Below are 10849 nucleotides of genomic sequence, written 5' to 3' on the forward strand. Positions count from 1 at the left end.
GGAAGACGGTGCTAAGCGGCGCGCGCCGCCTCACGGTCCAGGATCTCCTGAAGGGCCTTGCTGTCGAGCTTGTCCGCGTCCGGCACGTCGATGCCCCTCGCGATGAGCAGATTGAGCACCGTCTTCCGGCGCAGGCGCTCCAACTCCTCGTAGTCGGGCTTCAATGCCTCGTAGCGCGCTAGGATCTGGGCGAGCTTGGCGGAGTCCATTCGCATCTCTCTCGATCACTTGTCCAATTGCCGGGTAGTTTCGGACCCAAGAGTCCGTAGCTCGTCCACCCGCTGTTCCAGAGCGATGACCCGCTGGCTGAGCGTCTCCATTGCGGTACTCTGAGCGGCAAACTTCACGCTCGCCTTGGCTCCCGCAAACTCTCCGCCTACCTCATCCAGCTTGGGCGGGTCGGACCGGAGCAGCGCCAGGACATGCCTGGGACGCAGGAACCGCGCGAGCAGCAGCAGGAGGACACACGAGCCGCCTCCCATGACGATAATCAGGAGAATGCGCGCGGTCCAGTAAACGCCAGGCCAGCCGAAGATCCGATCCATATGGGGAGATTGCGAGTGTAAATCCGGACGGGTGTCCAAACTGTGTCTTTTAACGTTTCGGCGCACCAGGCTCTTATGCCCGCTCTATTTCCGCCGCATTGGAGCGAGATGCGCCCGCCGTAGCCGAACTTCCCGTAGGTGCCCAACTCCAGATCGGGCCGGTCTCTAGCGTCCGTCGCGCGGTTGCCGCCCCCCCGCGCCGCCGCTAGGTTGTCGCCCCGCCGCAACGCACTTCCGCACTCACGCACTCACGCACTTCCCATGGCCGAATACAGCAACCTCCTCCTCGACGTCCAGGACCGCATCGCCACGCTCACCGTCAACCGCCCAGACAAGCTCAACGCGCTCAACGAGCAGACCATCCGCGAGCTTGGCCAGGCGGTGGACGAGGTCGCCGGGCGCGACGACGTGGGCGGCGTGATCGTGACCGGCGCGGGCGAGAAGGCGTTCGTGGCCGGCGCCGACATCGGCGAGCTGGCGAAGATGGGACCGGTGGACGGGATCGAGGTGAGCCGCCTGGGGCAGCAGGTGTTCCGCCGCATCGAGCTCTCCCGCAAGCCGGTGATCGCGGCCGTGAACGGCTTCGCGCTGGGGGGCGGGTGCGAGCTGGCGCTCGCCTGCCACCTGCGCATCGCCAGTGAGAACGCGCAGTTCGGCCTTCCCGAGGTCAAGCTGGGCATCATCCCCGGCTACGGCGGCACCCTGCGCCTGCCGCGCATCGTGGGCAAGGGGCGCGCGCTGGAGCTGATGCTCACCGCGCAGTTCATCAAGGCCGACGAGGCGTACCGCATCGGTCTGGCCAACAAGGTGGTGCCGCAGGCCGAGCTGATGGACGCCGCGCGCAGGATGATGGGAACCATCCTGGCCAACGGCCCCGTGGCGGTCGGCCTGGCCATCGAGTGCGCCACGCGGGGGATGGAGATGTCGGTGGACGACGGCCTGGCGCTCGAGTCCAACCTCTTCGGCCTGCTCGCCGCCACCGAGGACATGCGCGAGGGGATGAGCGCGTTCCTGGAGAAGCGGAAGGCGGAATTCAGGAATCGCTGAACTGCAGTGCGTGAGTGCGTGAGTGCGAAAGTGCGAAAGTGATTCGGCGCCCCGCCGTCTTCGCGCGCATCGATGACGTAGGGGCGAGGCCTGCCTAAGGCCTGCCTCGCCGGCTCCGGGCATGGAGAACAACTCGGCAGGATTTCGACGATGACCCGACTGGCGCCTTCCGACAACCTGTACCGCCTGCTGCTGGCGTCTCCGGTCGGGCCGCTGCTGGTGGAGCACGACGGGCGGGCGGTGCGGTCGATCCGCTACTGGCCGCAGGGCGCGCACCCGCCGGCCGGGACGCGCGTGGAGCCCACGCGCGACGACGCGCTGGGGTGGCGGGTGGCCGAGCAGCTCCGCGACTACTTCGCGGGGAAGCGGCGCGACTTCGACCTCCCGCTCGCTCCCGAGGGGACGGCGTTCCAGCGCCGGGTGTGGGACGCGCTCCGGGCGATCCCCTGCGGCCAGACGCGCACCTACGGCCAGGTGGCGAAAGACGTGGAGTCCGTCGCCCGCGCCGTGGGCCAGGCCAACCGCAACAATCCGATCCCCATCGTCATCCCCTGCCACCGCGTGCTCGCCGGCGACGGCATCGGCGGGTACGCGGGCGCGTGGGACGACGGCAAGGAGATCGACGTCAAGCGCTGGCTCCTGCGCCACGAGGGCGTCCCCGGGTGGTGAGCCCTGTCTCCGCAGTCTTCAGTCCTGTTCCCCACCACGTATTCGGATTATCTTTGGTCGTCCGCATAGTTGCCGCCACTCGGGAGAACGGAATGCTTGGTACCGGGATCTACACGCCTGCGGAGGCCGCGGCGCTGATCAAGGCACCCGCAGCCGAAGTGCGGCGGTGGGCGTTCGGCTACGCCCGGCGGCGGGGCGGTGCGCGCATCGAATACGACCCGCTCATCAAGACAAGGCTTCCCGAGTTGGAGGGCCGAAGCGCGCTGACGTTCATCGAGCTCGTTGAGTTGATGTACATCAAGGGCTTCCGCCGCGCAGGGGCTTCCTGGAAGCTGATCCACGAAGCCGCCGCGGTGGCGGCCCGGATCTACCAGACCGAGCACCCGTTCGCGATGCGGCAGTTCTTCGCCGATCCGTCGGGAATCTATGCCCTGCTGCGGGAGGCGCACGGTGGTGAGTCGCTGGTGCGCCTCGTCGGACATGGACAGCATACGTTCGACGATCTCGTCCGTCCCTACCTCGGACAGCTGGAGTTCGACCCATTCGACGTGCCCACCCGGTGGTGGCCCCTCGGGAAGCAGGGCCGTGTCGTCGTCGATCCCGAAGTGGCGTTCGGGTCTCCGATCGTGGCCGAAGTAGGGATTCCCACACGCGTGCTCGCGGAAGCGCTGGAGGCGGAAACCGGATACGACCAAGAACGCGCGCTCAACCGTGTATCTTGGCTCTTCAAGGTGCCGCCGCGCCACGTGCAAACCGCCGTCCGGTTCGAGGAATGGCTGGCGGCGGCGTAAGGTTCCTGTTCGATGCGCACCTGCCGCCCGGGCTCGCCGAAGCACTCCGCGTGCTTGGCGAGCCCGCTGAGCACGTCAGCGAGATCTTCGCTCCCGCGACGCCTGACGAAACGTGGATTCGCTATGCGGGCGAGCGGGGATGGTGCGTCGTCTCCCGTGACATGAACATCACCCGCAAGCCGCACGAGCTTGCCGCGCTCCGCGAGTCCAAGGTCGGGGCGTTCTTCCTGCTCCCGGGTAAACGGTCTCCACGTCTCTGCCAGATCATCCAAACGGTCGTGAAGCACTGGCCCGAGTTGAAGCGCCTGGCCGGCAGCGAGCGGCGTCCGTTCCAGTTCCAGATCGGGGAAAGCAGGGTGCGGCGACTGCGCTAGCACCCTACCTGTATCTGACCCATCGAGCCAGGCCCACCCTTGTTCCTCTCCCGTCTGCACCTGCGCGACTACCGCAACTTCGGCGAGCAGGTGCTGGAGCTGCCGCCGCAGGGCGTCGCCATCGTCGGCGACAACGGGCAGGGAAAGACCAACCTGCTCGAGGCCGTCTACTACCTGGAGATCTTCCGCTCCTTCCGCGGCGCCCCCGACGAGCAGCTGGTGCGCTTCGGCGCCGACGTCTTCCGCGTGGAGGGCGAGCTGCGCGGCCCCGGCGGCGAGACGCGCACCGTGGCGGCCGCGTTCGAGCGGCGGCGGAAGAAGAAGAAGGTGACGGTGAACGGCGCCGAGCCCGAGCGGCTGGGCGACGCGCTCGGGCAGGTGGGCGCGGTGATCTTCTCCCCCGCCGACGTGGAGCTGGTGGCGGGCGGCCCCGGCGAGCGGCGGCGCTTCCTCGACATCGTCCTATCGCTGGCCGAGCCGGGGTACCTGGCCGCGCTGCAGCGCTACCGCCAGGCGCTCTTCCAGCGCAACACGCTCCTGCGCCAGGGCGCCGCCCCCGAGCTGGTGGCCGCGTGGAACGACGGGCTGGTGGCCTCGGGCAGCCGCGTGGTGGCCGCGCGCGCGCGCTGGGTGGCCGAGCGCGCGGCGGGGTTCGCGGAGCACTACGCGCGGGTGGCGGGCGGGCAGCCGGGCGCGCTCGCCTTCGTCCCCTCCTTCTCCGACCTTCCCGCGACGCCGTCGGCGGACGAGGTGGCCGAGGCGTTCCGCGCGCGGCTGGAGCGCCTGGCCGAGCCCGAGCGGGTGCGGGGGATGACGCTCGCCGGGCCGCACCGTGACGAGCTGCGCTTCACCACCGCCGGGCCCGACGGCGCCGCGCTCGACCTGCGCACCTACGGCTCGGGGGGGCAGCAGCGCACTGCGGCCATCGCGCTGCGGATGGTCGAGGCCGAGACGATCCGCGAGACGCGCGGCCGCGAGTCGGTGATCCTGCTGGACGACGTCTTCGCCGAGCTGGACCCGGGGCGAAGCCGCCGCATCATCGAGTGGATCGACGCCGCCGAGGGCGGCCAGGTGATCCTCACCTCCCCCAAGCAGACCGACGTCCAGGTCCACGGCGGCAGCCTCCCGCGATGGACCATCCGCGACGGAGTAATCTCAGAGCTGTAACGCGCATTCAATTCAACTTACGGAGGATTCAACCCAATGGCTGATACCACTTACCAGCGCGACATCGAGCGGTGGGTACGCGATGTGTGGCTCACCGCGAAATTCGCTCAGAGCTTCGACCGGCGGGACGTGCCCCTCGGTGACTGCGGGAAGTACCGGTTCGCTGCAGTCAGCGAAGACCGCGAAATCATAGCGCTGATCTCGACCAGCGAGTCGAAAATGGCTTCCGGTAAAAGGGGTGTGGGAAAAATGCTGCGAATTCGAGCGGGCGTCTTGTTCCTTATCATGGCGCGCGCTCACCAGCGATTGGTGCTTCTAACTGAACGGGATATGTACGAAGCATGCCTTCGAGAGAAGGACCGTTGTCGATTTCCTGATAACGTGGAATTTCATCATGTGCCGCTGCCTCCCGATCTGGTGGAGCAGCTCAACCGAGGACGGCGACGGTCATCCGACGAGGTGAGGCCCAGGTGAGGCGCACACCTCGTCCCTAGAATTTACGGGCTAAGAACCCGCCGCATCATCGAGTTGGATCGACGCCGCCGAGGGCGGCCAGGTGATCCTCACCTCCCCCAAGCAGACCGACGTCCAGGTCCACGGCGGCAGCCTGCCCCGCTGGACGATCCGCGACGGGGTGATCTCGGAGGGACGATGAAGCGGTCAGAGGAGAGCGTGCACCATGGCGGCGAGGACTTCATCTCGCTCCGTGCGCTGAGGATGATCGACACCGCGGTCGCGAATCTCCGCCGCGGGATCGTCGGCGAGCCGCTCGATCCGGAGCAGGTCCGGCGGCTCGCCGGTCTCTCCGGAATGCACACTCTTGACAGCAGCCAACCGGACGATTAGACTTGGCGCATCATCCCTGGACGGGCTACGGCTCCCCAGGCCCCCCCTGGCTACGGCCAGGGGGTTCTTTTTGCCCACCTGTCCACTTCCGTCCAGTCCCCACATGTCCGATCGCGTCCTCTACCTGGTCGACGGCTTCAACCTGTACCACTCCATTCGGGCCGCAATGTTGGACAACGCGGACGAGAAGGGGCACCGCTGGCTCGACCTCCCCGCCTTCTGCCGCTCCACCCTTTCCATGTTCGGCGAGCAGCGCGTCCACCTCGAGCGGGTGGTCTACTTCACCGCCCTGGCGACGCACATGGACGCCGCGAAGCCGGACCACACGCACAGGCACCGGACGTACATCGCCGCGCTGGAGGCGTCGGGGGTGGAAGTGGTGATGTCGCGCTTCAAGAAGAAGAAGCCGCTGTGCCGCCACTGCGGCCTGCGGACGCGCCAGTACGAGGAGAAGGAGACCGACGTGGCGCTCGCGGCGCGGATGCTCTCCGCCTTCGCCACCGGCGAGTGCGAGGCGGTGGCGCTCGTCACCGGCGACACCGACGTGCTCCCCGCCGTGCGCGCGGTCCGGTGCCTGTACCCTGGATATACCGTGGGCGTCGTCTTCCCCTACCGCCGCCACAGCCGGGACCTGCATGCGCTGGCGGACCGCAGCTTCCTGGTGGGGCGCGACCACTACGCGAAGTTCCAGCTTCCGGACCCGGTGTGGAGCGCCGCCGGCAGGCCGGTCTGCAAGCCGGCGGCCTGGTGAGGAACCGGCCCCGCCAGCGCGACATGTTGGGGTGTGGTCGTAAGGAGTGTCCAATCCGCTGTGTACCGTGACGGTTTCGCTCCCGCCTCGCAGTCGCTAAATTGAGGGGTACCCGCAGGCCCTCTCTCCTCTCCGAATACGCATCCGCGCGTGAGCCGTACCCGCGACGCCAAAGCCGGCCAGCCGCAGCCCGTGGGCGACCTGGTCGCGCGCTTCCTGGACAAGAGCGGGCTGGCCGCCCGGGTCGAGGCCGCCTCGGCGCTCACCGAGTGGCCCGAGCGCGTGGGACCGCAGATCGCCGCGGTCACGAAGGCCACGGGGCTAGCCGAGGACACGCTCTTCGTCTCGGTGGCCACCAGCGCGTGGATGATGGAGCTCAACCTGATGAAGGGCGAGCTGATCAAGCGCGTGAACGCCGGCAAGCGCGAGGGGAAGATCCGCCACATCGTGTTCGTGATGGCGGCCTGACGAAAGGGCGCTAAAGCCAGGTGCCGGGCGAACTTCCGCCCGGATCCGGGGTATTGGAGCGGTTCCGTTTTCGAGCGAAACTTCGAGCTAAATCACAGCGACCGAGGGGGTATGGCTTCGAGCTCCGCGGCCCACGAGTACAACGCCGGCCAGATCCAGGTCCTCAAGGGGCTGGAGGCGGTCCGCAAGCGCCCGGGGATGTACATCGGGTCCACCAGCGCGCGCGGCCTGCACCACCTGGTGTACGAGGTGGTCGACAACTCCATCGACGAGGCGATGGCCGGCCACGCCACCCACGTGGACGTCACCATCCACCCCGACAACTCCATCACGGTGGTGGACGACGGCCGCGGCATCCCCGTGGACCTGCACCCCACCGAGAAGGTGCCGGCGGTGGAGCTGGCGCTCACGGTGCTGCACGCGGGCGGCAAGTTCGACAACCAGGGCGAGGGCTCGTACAAGGTCTCCGGCGGCCTGCACGGCGTGGGCGTCTCGGTGGTGAACGCCCTCTCCGAGTGGCTGCGCGTGGAGGTCCGGCGCGAGGGCAGGGTGCACGAGATGGCCTTCGCCCGTGGCGACAAGACGCGGGAGCTGACGGTCACGGGGGCCACGAAGGAGCGCGGGACCACCGTCTCCTTCAAGCCCGACCCGCAGATCTTCGAGGAGACCACCTACTCGTACGACACGCTGTCGAACCGCCTGCGCGAGCTGGCGTTCCTGAACCGGGGCGTGCACATCACGCTCACCGACGAGCGCCCCACCAGCGAGGGCGCCGAGGCGCGGCGCGAGGCCTACCACTACGAGGGGGGGCTGCGCGAGTTCGTGGAGCACCTGCGGGGCACCCGCAAGCCGCTGCACGCCGAGGTGGTGCACATCGAGGCCGCGCGCCCCGAGGCCGAGATCGAGATCGCCTTCCAGTACGACGACGGCTACAACGAGAACACCTTCACCTTCGTCAACAACATCAACACCCACGAGGGCGGCACGCACCTCACGGGCTTCAAGAGCGCGCTCACGCGCACCATCAACGACTACGCGCGCAAGACCGGGCTCTTCAAGAAGGGCGGCGTGGAGGGGCTCTCGGGCGACGACGTGCGCGAGGGGCTCACCTGCGTGATCAGCGTGAAGGTGCGCGAGCCGCAGTTCGAGGGGCAGACCAAGACCAAGCTGGGCAACAGCGAGGTCAAGGGCGCCGTCGAGAGCGTGGTGAACGAGAAGTTCAGCGAGTACCTGGACGAGCACCCGGGGGTGGGGCGCGCCATCATCGAGAAGGCGATCAGCGCCGCGCGCGCGCGCGAGGCCGCCCGCAAGGCGCGCGACCTCACCCGCAAGAAGAGCGCGCTGGAGACGGGCGTGCTCCCGGGGAAGCTGGCCGACTGCTCCAGCAGCAACCCCGAGATCGGCGAGCTGTACATCGTCGAGGGCGACTCGGCCGGCGGCAGCGCCAAGCAGGGGCGCAAACGCGAGTTCCAGGCGATCCTCCCGCTCAAGGGGAAGATCCTGAACGTGGAGAAGGCGCGCTTCGACAAGGTGCTCTCCAACGACGAGATCCGCGCCATCATCACGGCCATCGGCACCGGGATCGGCGAGGACGAGTTCAGCCTGGAGAACGCGCGCTACCACAAGATCATCATCATGACCGACGCGGACGTGGACGGCAGCCACATCCGTACGCTCCTGCTCACCTTCTTCTTCCGGCAGATGCGGCAGCTGCTGGACGCGGGCTTCGTCTACATCGCCCAGCCGCCGCTGTACATGATCCGCAAGGGGAAGCAGGAGCTCTACGCCTACAGCGACGCCGAGCGCGACGAGATCCTGGCGCGCTTCAAGGGCCCCGACGGCGACGGGAAGGATGGGACCAAGGGGATCCACGTGCAGCGCTACAAGGGCCTGGGTGAGATGAACCCCGACCAGCTCTGGAAGACCACCATGGACCCGGAGACGCGGACTCTCCTGCAGGTGTCCATGGAGGACGCCGTGGAGGCCGACTCCATCTTCACGCAGCTGATGGGCGAGGAGGTGGAGCCCCGCCGCGTGTTCATCGAGCAGAACGCCAAGTACGTGAAGAACCTCGACGTGTGAGTACGCGTCGGTTCCGCAGACGTGAAGAGGCCAGGGAGGCGACCTTCCTGGCCTCGACGCTTTTTTCCGATGCCTTGTAGGAGGCTCCCGCCCCGATACTACTTGACGAAATACTCAATCGAGAAATAGTATTCTAAGACTGAGTATCCATCGAATTACGTCAGGAGCCCCTCCATGGATCCGGTAGCGAGCCGCGTCCACATCGAAGCCTTCTTCGATTCCGGCGTGGACCGCAACACGCTCGGGCTGGTGTACGGGCGGCGGCGCATCGGCAAATCGACCCTGCTCGAAGCCCTCACCGCCGAACGCGGAGGGTTCTACTGGGAGGCGACCCGGGGTGAAGCGGCCATTCACCTCACCCGCCTCGGTGAGGCTCTCGGGGCGCATCTCGGGACGGGGCGCCTTCTGTTCACGACGTGGGAGGAGGCGCTGGGCCAGCTCGCCCAGCTCGGGGCGAGCCGGCCGACACCCGTGGTGCTCGACGAGTTCGGCTACCTCCTGGAAGCTGACCCGACGGTGGACTCCGTGATCGCAGCCGTGCTGGGCCCCGGTGGACGGCGCGCGAACCGCGGGAGGTCGCGGCTCGTCCTCTGTGGCTCCGCCATCGCGATGATGCGCTCCCTCACGGCCGGCGAAGCTCCCCTGCGCGGCCGGGCGGGGATGGAGCTCGTCATGCAGCCGTTCGACTTCCGTGCGGCCGCCCGTCAGCTTCCCGCGGACGCTGGCCTGGAGCTCGCGGTCCGGGTCTACGCGGTGATCGGAGGCGTGATCGGGTATGCGACGGACATGGTCGACCACGACCTTCCGGAGGGCACGGAGGACTTTGACCGCTGGGTGGCCGCCCGCGTGCTTTCCCCGGCCGCTACGCTGCACCACGAGGCGACGACCCTGCTGGCGGAAGAGCCTACCCTGTCCGCCGCCAGCTCGACGATGCACCACAGCATCCTCGGGGCGATCGCGAACGGAGCGGTCACCGCCGGGACGATCGCGAACCAGCTGCGGCGGACCGTGTCGAACATCGATCCGCCGCTGAAGCGCCTGATCGCCGCGGGCTTCGTCGTCCGGCACTCCGACCCGATCCGCGACCAGCGGCCGACGTACTCGCTTGCGGACCCCTTCCTGCAGTTCCACTACGCGATCCTGGAGCCGCACGGCTCCCTCCTGCGCGACCGGGACCCGCGCGCGACCTGGGAGCGGAGGCTTGCCGCCACCTTCGATTCGCGGGTCCGGGGCCCGGTCTTCGAGGAACAGGCACGTGCGTGGGTGCGCCGCTACGCGGACGCGGCGACGCTCGGCGGCTCTCCCGACATCGTGGGGCCGTCCACCGCAACGATCGACGGCAAGGACTGCCAGCTCGACATCGTGATCGCGTCGGACGAAGGCGCCGCCGCTCCCTCGGAGCGACAGGTCCTTGCCATCGGCGAGGCGAAGGCGGGGGAGACGATCGGAACCGGGCACCTGCGCCGCCTCGAAAAGGCGCGGGCGGCGCTGGGAACTCGCGCGGCCCAGGCGAAGCTGCTGCTCTGCGGGGCGAGCTTCAGCGCGGAGATCGCGGCGCAGGCCGGCGCACGTGCCGACGTCGAACTCGTCGACCTGGACCGCCTGTATCACGGCTCCTAGCCGGCCGTTTTCGCTTTCCTGCCGCTTCGCCGAAGGAACAGGGCCTGATACCATTTCGCAGGGAATCGTTCGGGTATCAGCCCTGAAAAGGTCTCACACAGAGGGCACAGAGAACACAGAGGAACAGCGGAGAGATTGAAGTTCTCTCCGTGTCCTCCGTGTCCTCCGTGTCCTCCGTGTCCTCTGTGTGATGCCAATCTGTTTCTCGCGAACCAGAACAATGCTCGGAAACGTGGTATGATACCAATTTGCCGAGCATTGTTCTGGTTCCGGAAAGATTGGAATCACACAGAGAAACAGAGAAGCGGAGGATTTCTCTGTTCCTCTGTTCCTCTGTTTCTCTGTATGAGCCTCGGTTATTCACGAAGCTCGGGACATTCGCCGTGCGGCTTTGCGGTCGCTGTCGGAGAGGGCCGTCGGGCGAGAGGTGTGTCTCAGGAGCACGACGCCCCTTTCCCCACGGGTGACCGGGAGGAGGCTCGGCGTCTC

At 67.6% G+C, this 10849-nt stretch carries 13 protein-coding genes; 11 read left to right on the forward strand and 2 right to left on the reverse strand.

Annotation, left to right across the window (positions count from 1 at the left end; all coding sequences use genetic code 11):
* Window positions 1-11: 11 nt before the first annotated feature.
* Together VF746_19850 and VF746_19855 are read right to left on the reverse strand one after the other, a co-directional pair.
* Entirely contained in the window at window positions 12-209 is a 198-nt protein-coding gene (locus VF746_19850) for a hypothetical protein (protein HEX8694689.1), read from the reverse strand.
* Between the two features lie 15 nt (window positions 210-224).
* Window positions 225-545 (reverse strand): hypothetical protein, encoded by a 321-nt coding sequence (locus VF746_19855; protein ID HEX8694690.1) that lies wholly within the window; start codon window positions 543-545, stop codon window positions 225-227.
* A gap of 261 nt (window positions 546-806) precedes the next feature.
* Here VF746_19855 and VF746_19860 point away from each other — a divergent pair, with 261 nt between their 5' ends.
* The 11 genes from VF746_19860 (at window position 807) to VF746_19910 (ending at window position 10360) form a co-directional block, all read left to right on the forward strand.
* Complete coding sequence (locus VF746_19860) at window positions 807-1592, forward strand: enoyl-CoA hydratase-related protein (protein HEX8694691.1); 786 nt, start codon at window positions 807-809, stop codon at window positions 1590-1592.
* Between the two features lie 150 nt (window positions 1593-1742).
* Window positions 1743-2261, forward strand: coding sequence for a methylated-DNA--[protein]-cysteine S-methyltransferase (locus VF746_19865; protein ID HEX8694692.1), 519 nt, complete (start codon window positions 1743-1745; stop codon window positions 2259-2261).
* Window positions 2262-2353: 92 nt separating this feature from the next.
* Entirely contained in the window at window positions 2354-3052 is a 699-nt protein-coding gene (locus VF746_19870; GenBank protein HEX8694693.1) for a hypothetical protein, read from the forward strand.
* Window positions 3034-3426: a DUF5615 family PIN-like protein gene (locus VF746_19875; GenBank protein HEX8694694.1), complete on the forward strand. Its 393-nt coding sequence runs from the start codon at window positions 3034-3036 to the stop codon at window positions 3424-3426. The genes VF746_19870 and VF746_19875 overlap by 19 nt, the downstream gene beginning before the upstream one ends.
* A 39-nt stretch (window positions 3427-3465) precedes the next feature.
* Window positions 3466-4593 carry a DNA replication/repair protein RecF gene (locus VF746_19880; protein HEX8694695.1) on the forward strand — a complete coding sequence of 376 codons (1128 nt, stop codon included), beginning with the start codon at window positions 3466-3468 and terminating at the stop codon, window positions 4591-4593.
* Window positions 4594-4629: 36 nt separating this feature from the next.
* Window positions 4630-5067, forward strand: a complete 438-nt coding sequence (locus VF746_19885; protein HEX8694696.1) for a hypothetical protein — start codon at window positions 4630-4632, stop codon at window positions 5065-5067.
* Between the two features lie 177 nt (window positions 5068-5244).
* Window positions 5245-5439 carry a hypothetical protein gene (locus tag VF746_19890; protein ID HEX8694697.1) on the forward strand — a complete coding sequence of 65 codons (195 nt, stop codon included), beginning with the start codon at window positions 5245-5247 and terminating at the stop codon, window positions 5437-5439.
* 103 nt (window positions 5440-5542) lie between these two features.
* Complete coding sequence (locus tag VF746_19895) at window positions 5543-6190, forward strand: NYN domain-containing protein (GenBank protein ID HEX8694698.1); 648 nt, start codon at window positions 5543-5545, stop codon at window positions 6188-6190.
* 150 nt (window positions 6191-6340) lie between these two features.
* The gene (locus VF746_19900; GenBank protein HEX8694699.1) at window positions 6341-6658 is read left to right on the forward strand and encodes a DUF721 domain-containing protein; all 318 of its coding nucleotides are present in this window, start codon (window positions 6341-6343) and stop codon (window positions 6656-6658) included.
* Between the two features lie 111 nt (window positions 6659-6769).
* Window positions 6770-8740: a DNA topoisomerase (ATP-hydrolyzing) subunit B gene (gene gyrB / locus VF746_19905; GenBank protein ID HEX8694700.1), complete on the forward strand. Its 1971-nt coding sequence runs from the start codon at window positions 6770-6772 to the stop codon at window positions 8738-8740.
* Between the two features lie 174 nt (window positions 8741-8914).
* Complete coding sequence (locus VF746_19910; GenBank protein HEX8694701.1) at window positions 8915-10360, forward strand: hypothetical protein; 1446 nt, start codon at window positions 8915-8917, stop codon at window positions 10358-10360.
* Window positions 10361-10849: the final 489 nt, after the last annotated feature.

Origin of the sequence: Longimicrobium sp. (assembly GCA_036389795.1) — a bacterium.
Classification (GTDB): Bacteria; Gemmatimonadota; Gemmatimonadetes; order Longimicrobiales; family Longimicrobiaceae; genus Longimicrobium.

What these genes read in the sequence shown, in the direction of transcription:
- VF746_19875 (HEX8694694.1), top strand. Translation starts at nt 3,034, where the DNA reads ATGGCTGGCGGCGGCGTAAGGTTCCTGTTCGATGCGCACCTGCCGCCC.
- VF746_19910 (HEX8694701.1), top strand. Translation starts at nt 8,915, where the DNA reads ATGGATCCGGTAGCGAGCCGCGTCCACATCGAAGCCTTCTTCGATTCC.
- VF746_19865 (HEX8694692.1), top strand. Translation starts at nt 1,743, where the DNA reads ATGACCCGACTGGCGCCTTCCGACAACCTGTACCGCCTGCTGCTGGCG.
- VF746_19870 (HEX8694693.1), top strand. Translation starts at nt 2,354, where the DNA reads ATGCTTGGTACCGGGATCTACACGCCTGCGGAGGCCGCGGCGCTGATC.
- VF746_19895 (HEX8694698.1), top strand. Translation starts at nt 5,543, where the DNA reads ATGTCCGATCGCGTCCTCTACCTGGTCGACGGCTTCAACCTGTACCAC.
- VF746_19860 (HEX8694691.1), top strand. Translation starts at nt 807, where the DNA reads ATGGCCGAATACAGCAACCTCCTCCTCGACGTCCAGGACCGCATCGCC.
- VF746_19855 (HEX8694690.1), bottom strand. Translation starts at nt 545, where the DNA reads ATGGATCGGATCTTCGGCTGGCCTGGCGTTTACTGGACCGCGCGCATT.
- VF746_19850 (HEX8694689.1), bottom strand. Translation starts at nt 209, where the DNA reads ATGGACTCCGCCAAGCTCGCCCAGATCCTAGCGCGCTACGAGGCATTG.
- VF746_19890 (HEX8694697.1), top strand. Translation starts at nt 5,245, where the DNA reads ATGAAGCGGTCAGAGGAGAGCGTGCACCATGGCGGCGAGGACTTCATC.
- gyrB (HEX8694700.1), top strand. Translation starts at nt 6,770, where the DNA reads ATGGCTTCGAGCTCCGCGGCCCACGAGTACAACGCCGGCCAGATCCAG.
- VF746_19885 (HEX8694696.1), top strand. Translation starts at nt 4,630, where the DNA reads ATGGCTGATACCACTTACCAGCGCGACATCGAGCGGTGGGTACGCGAT.